The 15,421-nt window shown below is 39.3% G+C and carries 17 protein-coding genes; 13 read left to right on the top strand and 4 right to left on the bottom strand.

Annotated elements, in window-relative coordinates; all coding sequences use genetic code 11:
• Positions 1 to 10 precede the first annotated feature (10 nt).
• Complete coding sequence (locus ACO03U_RS10400) at positions 11 to 616, bottom strand: class I SAM-dependent methyltransferase (protein WP_204687270.1); 606 nt, start codon at positions 614 to 616, stop codon at positions 11 to 13.
• Between the two features lie 6 nt (positions 617 to 622).
• Positions 623 to 1,192, bottom strand: coding sequence for an SGNH/GDSL hydrolase family protein (locus ACO03U_RS10395; protein WP_204687269.1), 570 nt, complete (start codon positions 1,190 to 1,192; stop codon positions 623 to 625).
• Positions 1,193 to 1,452: 260 nt separating this feature from the next.
• Between ACO03U_RS10395 and coaA the strand changes: the two genes are divergently transcribed.
• Together coaA and guaA are read left to right on the top strand one after the other, a co-directional pair.
• Complete coding sequence (gene coaA, locus ACO03U_RS10390) at positions 1,453 to 2,376, top strand: type I pantothenate kinase (RefSeq protein WP_161868991.1); 924 nt, start codon at positions 1,453 to 1,455, stop codon at positions 2,374 to 2,376.
• 149 nt (positions 2,377 to 2,525) lie between these two features.
• Entirely contained in the window at positions 2,526 to 4,091 is a 1,566-nt protein-coding gene (gene guaA, locus ACO03U_RS10385; protein ID WP_204687268.1) for a glutamine-hydrolyzing GMP synthase, read from the top strand.
• A gap of 180 nt (positions 4,092 to 4,271) precedes the next feature.
• Here guaA and ACO03U_RS10380 read toward each other — a convergent pair whose 3' ends face one another.
• Positions 4,272 to 5,000: a LytR/AlgR family response regulator transcription factor gene (locus ACO03U_RS10380; RefSeq protein ID WP_161868999.1), complete on the bottom strand. Its 729-nt coding sequence runs from the start codon at positions 4,998 to 5,000 to the stop codon at positions 4,272 to 4,274.
• Positions 4,997 to 6,271, bottom strand: a complete 1,275-nt coding sequence (locus ACO03U_RS10375; RefSeq protein WP_161869000.1) for a GHKL domain-containing protein — start codon at positions 6,269 to 6,271, stop codon at positions 4,997 to 4,999. The genes ACO03U_RS10380 and ACO03U_RS10375 overlap by 4 nt, the downstream gene beginning before the upstream one ends.
• Before the next feature lie 145 nt (positions 6,272 to 6,416).
• On the opposite strand from ACO03U_RS10375, the gene ACO03U_RS10370 reads away from it, so the two are divergent.
• The 11 genes from ACO03U_RS10370 (at position 6,417) to ACO03U_RS10320 (ending at position 15,141) form a co-directional block, all read left to right on the top strand.
• Positions 6,417 to 6,638, top strand: coding sequence for a hypothetical protein (locus ACO03U_RS10370; protein WP_161869001.1), 222 nt, complete (start codon positions 6,417 to 6,419; stop codon positions 6,636 to 6,638).
• A gap of 1,062 nt (positions 6,639 to 7,700) precedes the next feature.
• Complete coding sequence (locus ACO03U_RS10365) at positions 7,701 to 8,012, top strand: hypothetical protein (protein WP_161869069.1); 312 nt, start codon at positions 7,701 to 7,703, stop codon at positions 8,010 to 8,012.
• 18 nt (positions 8,013 to 8,030) lie between these two features.
• The gene (locus ACO03U_RS10360) at positions 8,031 to 8,183 is read left to right on the top strand and encodes a hypothetical protein (RefSeq protein ID WP_161869002.1); all 153 of its coding nucleotides are present in this window, start codon (positions 8,031 to 8,033) and stop codon (positions 8,181 to 8,183) included.
• Positions 8,184 to 8,414: 231 nt separating this feature from the next.
• The gene (locus tag ACO03U_RS10355; RefSeq protein ID WP_161869003.1) at positions 8,415 to 8,717 is read left to right on the top strand and encodes a hypothetical protein; all 303 of its coding nucleotides are present in this window, start codon (positions 8,415 to 8,417) and stop codon (positions 8,715 to 8,717) included.
• Between the two features lie 73 nt (positions 8,718 to 8,790).
• Positions 8,791 to 9,495, top strand: coding sequence for an ABC transporter ATP-binding protein (locus ACO03U_RS10350; RefSeq protein WP_161869004.1), 705 nt, complete (start codon positions 8,791 to 8,793; stop codon positions 9,493 to 9,495).
• On the top strand, positions 9,485 to 10,609 hold the full coding sequence (locus tag ACO03U_RS10345) for a hypothetical protein (RefSeq protein ID WP_161869005.1): 1,125 nt from the start codon (positions 9,485 to 9,487) through the stop codon (positions 10,607 to 10,609). Before ACO03U_RS10350 ends, ACO03U_RS10345 begins: the two co-directional genes overlap by 11 nt.
• Complete coding sequence (locus ACO03U_RS10340) at positions 10,606 to 11,691, top strand: hypothetical protein (RefSeq protein WP_161869006.1); 1,086 nt, start codon at positions 10,606 to 10,608, stop codon at positions 11,689 to 11,691. Before ACO03U_RS10345 ends, ACO03U_RS10340 begins: the two co-directional genes overlap by 4 nt.
• Positions 11,692 to 12,191: 500 nt before the next feature.
• Positions 12,192 to 12,704: a hypothetical protein gene (locus ACO03U_RS10335; protein ID WP_137598938.1), complete on the top strand. Its 513-nt coding sequence runs from the start codon at positions 12,192 to 12,194 to the stop codon at positions 12,702 to 12,704.
• Entirely contained in the window at positions 12,679 to 13,710 is a 1,032-nt protein-coding gene (locus tag ACO03U_RS10330) for a replication initiation factor domain-containing protein (RefSeq protein WP_161869007.1), read from the top strand. The genes ACO03U_RS10335 and ACO03U_RS10330 overlap by 26 nt, the downstream gene beginning before the upstream one ends.
• Positions 13,711 to 13,724: 14 nt before the next feature.
• On the top strand, positions 13,725 to 13,931 hold the full coding sequence (locus ACO03U_RS10325; RefSeq protein ID WP_010745209.1) for a DUF3173 domain-containing protein: 207 nt from the start codon (positions 13,725 to 13,727) through the stop codon (positions 13,929 to 13,931).
• Entirely contained in the window at positions 13,924 to 15,141 is a 1,218-nt protein-coding gene (locus ACO03U_RS10320; protein WP_161869008.1) for a tyrosine-type recombinase/integrase, read from the top strand. Before ACO03U_RS10325 ends, ACO03U_RS10320 begins: the two co-directional genes overlap by 8 nt.
• The last annotated feature ends 280 nt before the right edge of the window (positions 15,142 to 15,421 follow it).

Here is a 15,421-nt window from a genome sequence, read left to right as displayed (position 1 = left end):
AAAGCACAGATTACTCTTTCACACTCTTCAGGATATAGTACCCTTTGTCTTTCGTGACGATTTCACAGTTGCCGAAAACTTCTATCATCTTCTTCTTAGCGCTAGGAGCACCTTGTTTTTTCTGGATGACGATGGTTAACGTGCCCCCAGGCAAAAGCAACTCATGAGCGCCACTCAAAATCTCATGGACGACTTCTTTCCCCGCACGAATCGGCGGATTGGACAAAATGGCTGCATAAGGCGCATGGTGCAACGTTTCATAGATATTGGAAACATGAATATCCACGTTGGTCACTTGGTTGCGGCCGGCATTGCGACTAGCCAGATCTACCGCCCGATGATTGACATCAATCATTTCCACTGGTCGACCGTAAGCCGCTGCCAAGGCCAACCCTACAGGACCATAGCCACAGCCCACGTCCAAAATGCCCCCTGTTGCTGGTAATTCTTCGGCATCGAAGGCAGCGATCATCACCCGGGAGCCGTAGTCCACGGTATCGCGGGAAAAAACCCCACTATCCGTGACAAAATGAAAGCGACGGCCCAATAAGGTAAAGTCCCATTCCTCGTAATCGTGAGGTAAATCAGGGTTTTCAGTATAGTAATGGTTGGTCATGTACACTCATCCATTCAGTTTATTTTTCAAATCACGGGCAATTAAGCCACCATACAAATGATACCCAAATTTAGAAGGATGTAAACCATCTTCTGAGATAAATTCCATTGGTTCAGGATAGACCATTTCATGATGATACATATCGATAAATTTGGCCCCAGCTGCAATGGCCGTCTTCTTAGCCAGATCATTGTATTCTTGAATAACTGCTGGATCAGCATTTGGTTTCTTCTCCTGATCGACGATACCTAAACCCATCACGATCACTTTAGCCGGATCGAATTTTCCAATCATTTCCGCGATGTTCGCAGCAAAAGCTTCCAATCCTTTTTGGTTGAGGGCGTCATTGATTCCCGCATTGATGATGACAAAATCTGGCTCTTCCGCCACCGCATCGCCAATTCGTGCCATGACTTCGGTACTGCCTTCTTTTTGACGGCCTAGATTTACCACTTGATAGCCAGGATAGCCCATCCCCGCCAATTCACTGGTGACGAAATCATCCAAAATAGTGCTTGGCGCCCCTTCATACAAGCCGGCAGCGATTGAGTCTCCGATGATTACAATTTTTTTCATTTGATAGATCTCCTTTCACAGATAGGCTTTCGAGCAGGTTTGGCCCTGGATCGACAGCAAAAATGTATTCCTAAAATAGCTTGGGGCAACGAATTGCTCCATCTTGTTTATCTTAGCACACCCCGCCAAGCCGACGCATTTATTTACCCTCGCGACACTATTTGACGGGGTTTTGTGGTAAACTGTTGACGTATGAAAATTCCCTACTGGCACCAGAGGCCCCTCTGGTTTGTGCCAATAAATCATCCCAGGAGCGACTCATGGCTGAAAACATCAATTATTATCAAATTCCTCGAACAGAGTGGCAAAATTTTTACAATAATGGCAAAACGCCCCTCACCCAAGAGGAACTGGATAGCATCAAGAGCCTCAATGACCGCATCTCCATGCAAGACGTGGAAGATGTCTATATTCCTTTGTGCCACCTGATCCATCTCTATATGAAAGAAGCAGAATCCCTGACCCTCAGTAAGGGCTTGTTTTTGCATCGTTATGTAAAAACACCACCTTTCATCATCGGTATCGCCGGTTCGGTGGCGGTGGGTAAATCCACCACAGCTCGGCTAGTACAAACTTTGCTGTCCCGCCTCTTCTCACGACGAAAGGTCCAGTTGATTACTACCGATGGCTTTTTGTATCCGAACCAAGTCTTAAAAGATCGCGGCATCATGGATCGCAAAGGGTTTCCGGAAAGCTATGATATGGAGCATTTGATCCAGTTTTTGAACGAGGTCAAATCCGGCAAAGACAATATTCCCGTGCCTGTCTACTCCCACACCGTCTATGATGTGATTGAAGGGGAATACGAGTATATCGATTGCCCGGATATCCTGATTGTCGAAGGGATCAACACCTTGCAACTCCCCCAAAACCAACAAATCTATGTCAGTGACTTTTTCGACTTTTCGATCTTTGTCGATGCTAACCCTGATTTGATTGAACAATGGTATCTGGAGCGCTTCGAGTCTTTACTGACGACTGCCTTTTTAGATCCGACAAACTACTATTATCAGTTTGCCATTGGTGACCGCCAAGAAGCATTGGCGATGGCTCGAGAAGTTTGGGAAAACGTAAATTTGAAAAATCTTACGGAGTATATCTTGCCTACACGAGGGCGAGCAGATATAATTCTCCATAAAACCAAGCACCACCTCATCGACGAAATCTATCTGCGAAAATACTAAGCAAGTTTCGTCGAGCTTACGTATCATTTGGGCTGTCTGCTTACTCAGCTGATACCCACCAACAAACGCTGTATCGAGAGGACTGTCCTTGGGAAACCTGCGGCAGCAGCTCTTTACGATAAAAAAATCTAAGAATTGAGGGATAATCTGTGACAAACGTTGACAATATGCCAGAGGTTGAAAAAATCATCGTCCTGGATTACGGCAGCCAGTACAACCAACTGATCACCCGCCGCATCCGGGAATTCGGGGTCTTTTCCGAATTGTTGAGCCACCGCATTACCGCTGACGAAGTGAAAGCCATGGCACCAAAAGGGATCATTCTTTCCGGTGGACCAAACAGTGTCTACGATGAAGGCGCCTTTGGAATCGACGAAGAAATCTTTGAACTGGGTATCCCGATTTTGGGGATCTGTTACGGGATGCAACTCATGACTGACCGCTCCGGTGGGAAAGTCGAAGCTGCCCACAACCGAGAATACGGCAAGGCCGAATTGGAAGTCTTAACCGATGATGCCGTGTTATTTGCTGGCACACCGAAAAAACAAATCGTCTGGATGAGCCACGGGGACTTGGTGACCCAAGCGCCGACTGGTTTTGAGGTAGTCGGTACTAGTGCGGATTGCCCAATCGCTGCCATCCAAAACCTTGATAAAAAACAATTTGGGATTCAATTCCACGCCGAAGTTCGCAATTCTGAATATGGCAATGAACTCTTGAAACACTTCGCTTTAGACGTCTGCCATTGCAAAGGCGACTGGAGCATGGACAACTTCATCGACCTCCAAGTAGCAAAAATCAGAGAACAAGTCGGTGACAAAAAAGTCTTGCTAGGCCTTTCTGGCGGTGTCGACTCTTCAGTGGTCGGGGTCTTGTTACAAAAAGCAATCGGCGACCAACTGACCTCGATTTTTGTCGACCATGGCCTCTTACGAAAAGGCGAAGGGGACCAAGTCATGGAAACCCTCGGCGGAAAGTTTGGTTTGAATATCATCCGGGTTGATGCAAAAGAACGTTTCTTAAGCAAACTAGCGGGTGTGTCTGACCCTGAACAAAAACGTAAAATTATCGGAAACGAATTCGTCTACCTATTCGACGACGAAGCCACCAAACTTGCCGGCAAAGAAGGGATTTCTTTCCTTGCGCAAGGAACTTTGTACACCGATGTTATCGAATCTGGTACCGAAACCGCACAAACGATCAAGAGTCACCACAATGTCGGCGGCCTGCCTGAAGATATGCAATTTGAACTCATTGAACCATTGAACACGTTATTCAAAGATGAAGTCCGAGCATTAGGAACCCAACTAGGTATGCCAGATGACATCGTTTGGCGTCAGCCTTTCCCAGGACCAGGCTTAGGTATCCGTGTCCTCGGAGAAATCACCGAAGACAAGCTGGAAATCGTCCGGGAATCCGACGCCATCTTACGAGAGGAAATCGCCGCAGCCGGCCTTGACCGCGACATCTGGCAATACTTCACCGTCTTACCAGGTATCCGTTCAGTTGGTGTCATGGGCGATGGCCGTACCTACGATTACACCGTGGGCATCCGTGCAGTCACTTCTATCGACGGCATGACTGCTGACTTTGCCCGTATCCCTTGGAACGTTTTGCAAAAAATCAGCGTCCGCATCGTAAACGAAGTCGCCCACGTCAACCGCATCGTGTACGATATTACCAGTAAGCCACCTGCAACTGTTGAATGGGAATAAAGTAGTAACCTCACTTGGTTGCGAAATGTTGATTTAACAGCTTTTCAGTTCACTTAGAATGGATAAAAAGGACCTATTTTAACTAGGTTCCCCGCCAAAATCCCGCCAGAGAAATCTGACGGGATTTTTGATTTAGGCTTTATTTGACGTTTTTTTCTTTCACACTCAATAGAAAAAATCTCACGTTCTAAGATATTCCAAAACTTTTCTTCGATATCGGTATGCAATGTCGCATTGTTCCCCGCTCAACATAGTCAATATTCTATTTTTCTCGTCTATTTTCATAATATTAATGGGATTTACTAGAATTCCCTGGTGTATTTGAAGTAGTTCAGGATAATCTTTCAAAATATCTTTCAATGTCCCCCTGAATTCTTCTATTCCCTGACGAGTATGAAGTTCAATTATATTCTTTTTTCCGCTAGTACAAAGAATCATCACATCTTGAAATGGATATCGATAGAACATTCCCTTACTCTCAATTACTAAGTAGTGTTGATTAGCATAATCTATCTTAGATACTTGATTGATGCATCTGGAAAAAGCTTCCATGAGATTATCCTCTTGATCTTTTAAGATATAATCCAAGGCCTTTAATTGTAATCGAAAGGTAATAGGCATCTGTTCTCCATCTGTTGTTAAAAAAACTAGTTCTCCTTGAGAATCAAACCGTCTAATCTCTTTTGCAAGCTCAATTCCATCCATATCAGATGATAAATGAATATCTAATATGTATAAATATTTTTCTTCAAGTGAGTAGTTTTGACTACACTTCTCCAACAAAGAATAGGGATTTGAAAATGAGTAGACTTCTCCCTCCCACTTGTCCTCCTGGAAAATTTTCATAATTAGTTCTACATAATACTCTCTTTGATGATGATTATCTTCACACACAAACACTTTGATCATTTTGTCTCAGACCCTTCAATAATAATAACTTGAATAAATCGTTCTGATGAAATTTGTGTTCTCAATAGAAATGGAAATTCCGATAAACAATTTTCTAAACTAGCTAATCCTAACCCCCGATTCGAGCCTTTAGTTGAATATCCAACACTTTGAAGTTCATAAAGTGGTGGTAAATTTTTCCGACAGGAATTTTCAACAGTCAACTGAATATCAGTATCATTTTGCTTAACCCCTATATTTAACTCTCCTCCACCTAAAAAAGCTAGTTCTTCAAGTGCATTGTCCAGAATAATCCCCAAACCTCGAATCAGATTGGATAAGTAGGATTCCGAAAATACTATATTATCGTCAATTTCTATTACCAAATGCACAGATTTTGAATCTATTGTTCCTAGTTTCGCATACAGTAAGCTTTTTAGTGGAACACTCGTTAATCTTTCTAACGCAGAGAGGTTATATGCAAGTGTCGAGAGTTGTCTGCTTGGTTTTTCTATATATTCTTCAAAGTATTTTGAAATTTCGTCAATTTCACCTTTTTGAATTACCAACTCCATTCCAAGACAAAGATTTTGAAAATCATGCTTAAAATTTCGGATTTGTTGGGCGTTTTTTGCTAGTTCTTGATAGTAAATTTTACTGTTTTCCATCTCTACTTTTTCTTGCGCTACTTTTGTTCGATCTAAAATTGTTCGCTGTGCAAAAAATAAAACTACCAACAGAAACAGGAAGACCGCACATAACGCTGCAATTATTGTGATTCTCAGAAGGTTTCCCGATTCAGCTGCGTTAATTCCCGGTAAATCATTAAGCCAAATACTATATAAAAAACCAATTAATGCTAACATAGCGATTATAATCTTCACTATTTCTGTATCCACATACTTTTCATAAAACCATACCTCTAGCTTAGATAGAGAAAACTGGAAGAATACATAAAACCCAGCTTGAAATATAACTATCATCCACCATTCCATTTTCATTGAAAGAATAGAAATTATGGGAGATACAATAATCTGCAATGCCAAATTATTTAAGAAGAATGTTGCAGAGTAAATAAATGCCGTGATGAGATCACGTTCTGAAGATAATAGGAAAACAAAGATAAGTAAAAATGTAGCAATTGTTCCAACCACTGGAAAAGTGTAATTTTGAAAAATAAAAATACCAATAAAAACAGCTAACAAAAAAAATGGATGCTTCTTCTTTCTACTATTCAGTAGAAATGGAAGAACCGGAATTGTGGAGCAAAACGATAAGAACAAATAGTTCATGCCTTCACCTACTTTTTTACTATAACAAAATTATACTACGATTCGTGGAGACGAATATCCTCCAAAACCAGACGAACAGCCCCGTCCAGTATTTAATATATTGCTGGTTTGATACACTTTGAATAAAGAGAAAGGAGGAAAAAAATTGAAAACTGTGTTATTTACCTTAGCTTGCTCCTTAATGATAGGACCAGGTGTACTTGTGAACAATGGTGAGGAGGTGATACAAACAAATCAAGCTATTGAAGGAACTGCATTATACTCTTACAGATTCCCTTCAATCCCTCCCAAAAAATTTGCTGGTAAGACACTACTCTACTATGAGTACATTAGCTCCGGAAAATACTATATTGGTTGGTACAGCTAATTCTGTCACTCTCATTTTATAATTCCACATATGATAAATTCTTTTGAAGAGAAAATTATCCTGACGAAAATAACTATGGCATTTTCGCTCTAACCAGTCTTCTCTATGAGATGAGACAAGACAAATTGTATTCTTTGCTGTTGGATGCTCAAATACTTCGGGCTTAATTGTCGATTCTAGCAAAATAGCTAATTCACAAGATAAACATCGAGTTGATAGGGATGATTTGATTAACAATGCGTTAGTCCCAATTACTAGTCAGATGCAATGTACAAGCAGGATTCAGATCTATTATCAACACCAAAGAATAAATTTTCCCCGTACAAATTTTTTTGTTATTTTACCTTCTCTACTCTCATACTATCTTTAAACATAGTATACAATCAGACTACTTTAAAGAAAAATTTTATTCTTGAAAAACTAAAACATCCGAAAATAATTTTTCTAGTAGTTTATTTTCTCAATGCAAAGTCTAAGTGAATGCGAATAGATCTGGGAAAGTAAGTTTATTAGACAGAAACTAGCGCCAAATTTATCTGGAGGTGAGAACTCCAAAGGTACTAAATTTATTCTAATTAGCAATAAGACGCTTTACCTTAGTTGTTACTAACAAATTTTACTCGATTAACTGTAATATGCAATAACAGAAATGTATTCAAGTATAGTTGTTAAAAAAATAATAAGGTGGTTAAACTATGAAAATCTTTAAATTGCTGTTATGCCGGCTGTTGGTTTAGGGGCTGTATTGTGCTTTGGTAATCCGGTTAGCGCTGAAGAGATATCTACTCACTCAACGGCACAAATTACTATGGAAAAAGTATCTCCTTATGTATTTCAAACTACGTATACTTCATCACCCACCGATCTTTCCAAAGGCATTTTGAAAATAAAACGATTATCGAATATGATTTCACTGATGCCAAATTTTTAGATAAAAACCAAAACGAAGTTGATAAGAAAACTGTATTAGAAACAATGATTCCTGTGTCAAAATCAAGTCGTGGAGCTAGTACATCTGGTGGTTCATGGCAGAGTGGGTCAGGTTACGCAATATGTAATGGAATGAAAGTGTCTGCCACTGAAGGAGCAATTGGAATTCAGGCTTCTTATAAAGTAGATTTTCAGCATACTCAGCAGGGTTACGATAAACTCAATAGGGTTTATAGCGCTCTTGTGAATGGAATTGGTTCATGGACTTGGTTAAGTAATGGGGTCTTTAGAGGAACTGAAACAGCTACTTATTCAGCATATGGTGGTATAAAAGGCCAATGGTATGTGGCCCCTGGACTTGGGCTTATTCCGGGAACTTCAACTAAATATTGCTACTTTAGAGTAGGAAACGATAGATATTGGCTGGATTATAATTTTAAATAATAGGTCGGAGGTTGGATTATGGCGAAAGTAGCGATATATTCAGGAATTTTAGCTAATTTAATTATTTTGGGAAGTTTAGTTGCTTTAGTAGTTACTAATATAAAACTACTAATCAGTGTTAATGATTTAAAGAAAGAACTTAAAAAAAGACCTTCTAAAAACGACGAATAGCTTATCCCATACGGTATTACAATCAAAGGATTAGATGCACATAATCTTTTGATTGTAATACTAATTTGAAAAATATTAATTTTAGAAAGTTTCTGTAGCCAACCGAACGATACATTTTTTTTCAAGTCTAGGAGACACACTCATAACTTTATCTAAATAAGTATTTTTACTATTTATTAAAAGCTCAAAGGTAAGCATCAAACAAAATTATAATAAAAAAGGAGATTTAAAATGAAAAAATTTATTGCTTCTTCATTAGTAGCTTTAAGCTTGCTTTCCGTGGGTAGTGCTAGCTATGCTGCAACTTCAACTGATGTGGTACCACCTACCCCACGAATTAAAGTGGCGATTGTTGAAGATTACTACACGGTAACTCAGTATAGTGATGGCTCCTACAGTTCGAAACGTGATAAGACAACTCGGGAATTACGATATAATACTAGCTTTGTTCGGACGGGATACAACAACATTAGTCGTACTCCTAATGGATCGTCTATCATCTGGAGACGCCAAAATACTTACAACGTTTGGTAAGATGAAAAAATGGCTTCGATATATTTTCGAAGTCATTTTTGGTTTTATCACTTGAAATACGGGAGGAAAGTAAATGCTAACTGTCCATAATCTTACAGTGAACTATAAGAAACAAAGTATTCTAACTCAGTTGGATTTTTCGATTGAAGGGAGTGAAGTAGTGGGATTAGTCGCTCCCAATGGCACTGGTAAAACAACATTACTAAAAAGTCTCGTCGGCCTGCTTCCACGACTAGATGGAACACTGACGATTGATGAAACAATTGAATTAGCGAATCAACGAGAGAAGTATTTAAAACAAATCTTTTTTCTGGAAAGTGCCCAAAATCTTTATCCTGATTTAACAGTAAAGCAACATCTAGAAATGACCAAAGAACTTTGGCACTCTACTATTCTACTTTCAGAGACATTAGCCCTTTTTCAAATTGCATCCTTTCAAGATATGAAAGTCCGGAACCTTTCTCTTGGAATGAAGCAACAACTATTACTTTCTTTATACTGTATTAGTGATGCTCATTTATTGTTCTTTGACGAGCCCTTGAATGGACTTGATCCTACAAACACACAACTCTTTAATTCTTTTATTAAGAAGCTTGCCAAACAGAATAAAGCCATCATTATGTCTTCTCACAATCTGGAAAGTGTGGCTGCACTTTGTACACGGGTTGTCTTTTTACATGATGGAAAGCTCGTGGAACTATCTGATACATCTGACAGTCTTCAAGAAAAATACAATGATTTATTCGGTGTTCCAGGAGGATTCGACTATGAAAATTGAGAGTTGGAAAATAAATAAATGGTTTGTCCTCCTTCTTACACTCGTCTTCATTCTTGTAGGAATTTCCCCGCTCATTCAGGATCAGACGAAGCAAGCAGATTTAACCAGCCAAAAGATTAATTATATCAAAGAAAATCGTGAGCTTCTTCAGGCTGCAATTGACTCCATGAAGGAACAGAGTGCTCCTGAGGATTTAATCAAAGCTTCCGAAGATGAATTACAGGCCTATCAACAAATTCTGACCGGTGTTCGAATGCACGATGAAAAACAGTTACTCTCAGGAGAGTCTGCGGTAGCTAAAATTCAACTGGAAAAAGCTGAAAAAGGAAACTTAATTGGTGCAACGATTCCCGAATTGAAACGAAACTATGAAGAACTGCGCTTTTTTCAATCCTCAGATATAAAATGGATTGATCCCTTTTATACGGCTGATTTACCTGCAAGCAATTTTTTATTTGCAACCTTTTTAGAAATCCCCTATCCCTTACTTCTTAGTTTAGGTGCTTTGTTAATTGCCTTATTCTGTAGCTATGAACATCGCAAGAAAACGAACGATTTTTTAAGGAGCACACCCCAAAGTATGTTGAAAATTATGAGTAACAAGACCGGTTTACTTTTGATTGCTTTAGCGAGCTTGTTGATAGTGGGTACAGCTGGTATTTTTGCAATTACTGCCGTAAAAAATGGAGTGGGCAATCTAAATTATCCGATTTTTTACCTTAATCAAAATGAAATTGTCCAACAAACTACTATTATTCAATATATAACACTCCTATTAGCTTGCACCTTACTTTTCTTTTTCCTGCTAATTTTGATTGGGTACTTGCTTCAATACTTTTTCAAACAATTTATTCCAATTTTTTTATGTTTAGAAATTCTGATTCTACCTTTAGCTCTTGGAAACTTGTCTGACTTTCTTCCAGCAACAGTCGCAAAATTTCTTCCGACAAGCTACTGGGATTTCCCGAGATTGTTGGTTGGCACCACTCCCTTTTCCTCTGCTGGGATTACGCTTGAAAAAGGTTTATTGATCCTCGCTGTATTAATTCTTATTTTCTTGACAAGTAACCTCTTTTTGGCAAAAAAACTAGCCAAAGGTAGGATTGCGTCATGAAATGGGAATGGCAAAAGTTTCGATCAAAAAAATTGAATTTCTCACCAATCTTGTTGTTCTTGATCCTACTTCTTATTCCTTTGATTTTTCAGTTCAGCAGTTCCCAAGAAAACCGCGATGTACAAGAAATCATCGATGCCCAATCTACAAAAACAGATCTAGAAGCCGAAATTGACCGCTTAACGAAACAAGAGGGGAATCCCACCAGAATTGCTACCCTGACAAAAAAAGTTGAAATGTATCGAGCGCTTCTTAGAGCTTTGGAAAACGGCGATGATAAGAAAGCTTTACAGGCTCAAAGCGAGATTGCACAAGAAGATTATCAAGAAATGATTGCTTCAGGGCAGACTGGTGAACAAGTCAAGGAGCAAAAACTCCTTAGTGCTAAATTGAAATACTTTTCGAATCATCAGATAGCATTAATTGAACCATTGCATACCCAAAAACTGCCATTAATTAACTATTTTGTCTTTTTTATTCAACTAATTCCCTACTCGACTCTTTGGTTAATGGCCCTTCTGTTTCTCTGTAAATACTTTACCGACGAACAAACAGATACTGCTAGTGTGTGGATATGGCTCGCTCCGCAAAAACCAGTTACTCTTTTCTTCAAGAAGATGATCCTTTACTTTGCCTTTCTATGTGTGAGCTTTGTTTTTCCACTGCTTGTTGTTTCAGTCATTGTTAGTATTTTCTCGGGAATTGGGATGAAGGAATATCCATTATTCTTTTTAGGCGAAACAGGTGAAATCGTTATGAAGACCGCTTTTAATTATCTGATTGAGTATGTCATTGGAACAATTCTCTTGTATCTACTTCTTACTGTTCTTTGCGCAACACTCTCGCTCGTCTTCGAAAAATTCACAATTACCTTTGCCGTTAGTTTATGTTTGATAACTCTGGGACAACTATTCTTGAAAGACCAACACAATATTTTGAATTTACCAGAAATTATCTCTACTTGTAGTAGGAACGAATTTTTGAAGCGAATACTAATGTTAGTCCTATTAATTTCCTGCTCAATTTGTGTATTCTTTGTTCTTATTAGAGTGAAAGAAAAAGGAAAATCCTTTATACCTTAGCAAATCACCCCGTTAGTAACACGGGGGTACCGAACTCATTGAAAATCCCTCTGAGGGTTGCTACAAAAGGCTTCACAAGCATTCTTCAAAGATTCGATTTTCGTCAAAATTAGCTAAATAGAAAAGCAAAAGACGTGTGAACGGACCGGCTGCCAGCGGCAGAGCCGAGTTCGTTTACACGTCTTTTTTGTGTTTTCTCAAAAAAGAAATTTTTTCGAAATGAGGTGATTAAGAAGCAAATAGTTTAAGAATCTCTTACAAGTTAATTTAATTGCCTGTTGTTTCGAAAAATTGCCCTACTCAGATTGTAGTAGTAATGGAAGGGAAATCATCCACAAAGAAAATTATGAGAAATTCCACATTTTTTGGAAAATAGGGGGTTCCAAATTGTTCTTGTTAGTGAAGGGAGGAAATTTTATGCAACTGATTCGTGCACCCACTCTACTTTGTTTCAACCAATTAAAACAAAGACTAAATTCAAAATCAAAGGAGAAATACACATGTCAAAAAAATTAATGATCCAAAAAGGAACCAGTATCTCACTAAACGATTCAGAAACTGTCAATCTAGCCAGTCTACGTTTCGATCTCAAACAATTCAAACTCCCGCAACGTTTTGTTGTCGCCAAAAGTGATATTCAAATGCGGATGGAACGTGAACAGAACCATGTGGGCGAACGTGTAGAAACCGGGCTAATGACCCTCACCTTCAAAGTCTATGATCGGGCTTTTGTCGAACTGGTTCTGAATAACGGCGGAACAGAACTCGGCTCCCCAATCACCATTGTGGTCGAGCATCAAGAAGAATTACCCATTTTAGATAACTATGAAGACGGCGAGTTGATCCCCATTCGTTTTAATGGTTTAAATGTCTATCCCCGAAAAATTCAGAAAAAATCATTTGTGGGAGAAGGTCAACCAATGATTGACACCTGGCAATTTGCAGCATTGAAAATCAGTGCCACCTCCTATCAACTAGGAGAAGTGAATGAACCAAACACACCGGCAAAGTAACGAATGTCTGATCGATTTTCTACGTTTTTCATTACCGGATGCTTCAATGGAAAAAGTTGCGGACTTATTGGGAATTGCCCTTTCTGACTTCACTTCGGAAAAGAAAGGGAGCCCTTTTCCCACTTACGATTCTCACTATTCCTTTGCAGATATTATCATTCACCAAAGTGACCACCACAACAATCTGTTAGTAAACTTATCAGGTCAAGGGTGTCGCCAATATGAAGAATATATGTCTAGTGTGGAGGGTTGGCATTGGCAGAAATTCTTAGCCACCATTCTAAAAGCCAAAGGAACCATTACTCGTACCGATTTGGCAATGGATTTATTTGATGGCTCTTCCCCTCCTGTGTCTACCTTGCAAAAATACGTGAAGAACGGCCAACTCAGCTCTCAAAGTCGCCACTTTCGGGAAGTAAACAGTGGTCAACTACAGGAAGGCATTCTGACTGGTCATACGCTTTATATTGGCGCTCAGCCGCAACTACTGCGGATTTATGACAAAAAGCAAGAAATCCGAGATAAAACGGGGGAAATTGCCCAAGTCAACGAGTGGGTTCGCTGGGAACTGGAATTAACCGATCAGAAAGCTCGGCAAGCCGTAGAAAAGCTTGCGAAAGGGATACCACTCAACACGGTAATTCGCGGCATTTTAGCTTCCCACTACAGCTTCAAGACCAAACCCAAAGGCCCCGTCAATTATCACAACAAAGCTCGTTGGTCGAACATGAAATGGTGGGATAAATTTGTGGGGGGTATTCCCAAAATCCCCTTACGTGTAGTTCGTGAAAAGCCAACCTTTTCCAAGAAAAAAGCATGGTTAGAAAATGCCACTTCGAAATCGCTCGCCATGATTTATGAAACTTTTCTACAAGCCTATGGATCAGAACAAGCAGAAGTCTATTTGAGAGAATTACTAGCCACAGGAAAAGAAAAATTCACTGAAACAGATCAGACCTTTATCGAACAAAAAATACTGGAATTGGAAAATGAAGATTCTTACTAAGTGAGGTGAAATTGATGGCAGCATTCATTGATAAAAATGAACTAATGGAACAGGGATATCCAAAACATACGGCACAAAATATCATTAGACAATCAAAAGAAATCATGGTACAACGAGGATATCCATTCTATATGAACAAGCGCGTTGGTCGCGTGCCAAAAGAAGTTGTTGAATCCATTCTAGGTTGTGAACTAGAGTCGGAGGAAAACAGCAATGGCTAAAACGAAATATGCAGGAGTTTATGTAGATAAAGAAAATCAGTTTTACTATGAAACAGAGCTAGGCACCGATCGTATAACAGGAAAAAGACTGCGCAAAAAAGGCAGAACGGACCAATCTGGAAAAAAGTTCACGTCTGCTCACGCAGCCTACAAAGAATTGATTAGAATAAAGAGAGAATATCATCAAGTCCAAAAATATGCAAACTACCATCTAACCTATGGTGAATTCATGGATAAGGTCTATATCCCGGCATACAAAACAGATGTAGAAGAAAGTACTTTTTCAGTCCGAAAAAAGACCTTAGAAAATATCCGTGACCGCTTTTCAGACAAACCTTTACGCGAAATCAATGTAGAAGATGTACAATCCTATCGAACCTGGCTACTAACCGAAAAGAATTCTGGTGGTGCGGGTTATTCTCAAAGTTATGCTAGTCTGATTTTCGGTATGTTCAGAAAAAGCTTAGATATGGCTGTGACTATGCAATATCTTGAGAGTAATATTTCAAAACGTGTGAAGGCTATCCCCAAAGGAAAATGCAATGTTGCTTATTGGACAAAAGATGAATTCGAAAAAGTGATTGCAACTATTTGCATCGATGATTTTTACGAGCATTTGTGTTTTGTCATGCTGTGGGTGTATTACATGACAGGAGTGCGTGTAAATGAAGGCACGGCTTTGTGGTGGGATGACATTGATTTTAGGAACAAACGTCTTAGAGTCCACCATATGCTAGTTACACGAAGTCGCACAGACTGGGATCGTAATGATTACACGAAGACAGATGATGGTAAGCGCACAATTGTCTTAGATGATGATACTCTTGCAATTCTAGCAGCTTGGAAAAAGCGTCAAAGCCAAGTAGGAATTCATGATTTTGTCTTCTCATATGATGGACTTCCAATGATTAAGTCCACTATTGGAAGAATCATTGAGCGTTATGCAAACTTTGCCGGTGTTCATAAAATCCAAGCAAAGGGATTACGGCATTCTCATGCTTCATTCCTAATCAATGAGTTCAATGTTTCAGTATTAGTCCTTTCCAAACGAATGGGTCATTCAAGCCCTGAAATCACACTAAAACATTATTCCCATATGTGGTCGGGTGCAGATGAAGGTATCGCAAAGGAAATGTCCGGTAGTATCAAGATTCAAACTGCTAAAAAGACAAAGATTGCTTTTAACGGGAATCAAACCATAAAAAAATAAGAATAATCTAGTTTCCCGCCAGAATCCCCGCCAAGAAATATACAACGTGCTAGAAACATTGATTTAACAGTGTTTTAAGCTCACCTGTAACATTGGAATGGGAATAAAGAGCCAACAGAATATGGAAGGGGAATCCCGATAAATCAACATTCTTCAATAGCTAAAAGACTTGATTTTCATTAAAAATAAGATGGTTCCCTACCATTTTCCCTACCAAAAAACCCTTGTCAGATTAACGGCTGACAAGGGCTTTTTCTTTTGTTCACTACTTTTTAGGGCT

Source organism: Enterococcus diestrammenae (assembly GCF_049384045.1).
Taxonomy (GTDB): domain Bacteria; phylum Bacillota; class Bacilli; order Lactobacillales; family Enterococcaceae; genus Enterococcus_C; species Enterococcus_C diestrammenae.
This window is presented reverse-complemented; position numbering and strand designations above follow the sequence as displayed.

Excerpts from the sequence above, each read along its gene's own strand:
- ACO03U_RS10345 (WP_161869005.1), top strand. The coding sequence starts at position 9,485 with ATGAAAATTGAGAGTTGGAAAATAAATAAATGGTTTGTCCTCCTTCTT.
- ACO03U_RS10380 (WP_161868999.1), bottom strand. The coding sequence starts at position 5,000 with ATGATCAAAGTGTTTGTGTGTGAAGATAATCATCATCAAAGAGAGTAT.
- ACO03U_RS10320 (WP_161869008.1), top strand. The coding sequence starts at position 13,924 with ATGGCTAAAACGAAATATGCAGGAGTTTATGTAGATAAAGAAAATCAG.
- ACO03U_RS10400 (WP_204687270.1), bottom strand. The coding sequence starts at position 616 with ATGACCAACCATTACTATACTGAAAACCCTGATTTACCTCACGATTAC.
- ACO03U_RS10365 (WP_161869069.1), top strand. The coding sequence starts at position 7,701 with ATGAAAGTGTCTGCCACTGAAGGAGCAATTGGAATTCAGGCTTCTTAT.
- ACO03U_RS10395 (WP_204687269.1), bottom strand. The coding sequence starts at position 1,192 with ATGAAAAAAATTGTAATCATCGGAGACTCAATCGCTGCCGGCTTGTAT.
- ACO03U_RS10355 (WP_161869003.1), top strand. The coding sequence starts at position 8,415 with ATGAAAAAATTTATTGCTTCTTCATTAGTAGCTTTAAGCTTGCTTTCC.
- coaA (WP_161868991.1), top strand. The coding sequence starts at position 1,453 with ATGGCTGAAAACATCAATTATTATCAAATTCCTCGAACAGAGTGGCAA.
- ACO03U_RS10350 (WP_161869004.1), top strand. The coding sequence starts at position 8,791 with ATGCTAACTGTCCATAATCTTACAGTGAACTATAAGAAACAAAGTATT.
- ACO03U_RS10325 (WP_010745209.1), top strand. The coding sequence starts at position 13,725 with ATGGCAGCATTCATTGATAAAAATGAACTAATGGAACAGGGATATCCA.
- ACO03U_RS10340 (WP_161869006.1), top strand. The coding sequence starts at position 10,606 with ATGAAATGGGAATGGCAAAAGTTTCGATCAAAAAAATTGAATTTCTCA.
- ACO03U_RS10335 (WP_137598938.1), top strand. The coding sequence starts at position 12,192 with ATGTCAAAAAAATTAATGATCCAAAAAGGAACCAGTATCTCACTAAAC.
- ACO03U_RS10360 (WP_161869002.1), top strand. The coding sequence starts at position 8,031 with ATGGCGAAAGTAGCGATATATTCAGGAATTTTAGCTAATTTAATTATT.
- ACO03U_RS10375 (WP_161869000.1), bottom strand. The coding sequence starts at position 6,271 with ATGAACTATTTGTTCTTATCGTTTTGCTCCACAATTCCGGTTCTTCCA.
- ACO03U_RS10330 (WP_161869007.1), top strand. The coding sequence starts at position 12,679 with ATGAACCAAACACACCGGCAAAGTAACGAATGTCTGATCGATTTTCTA.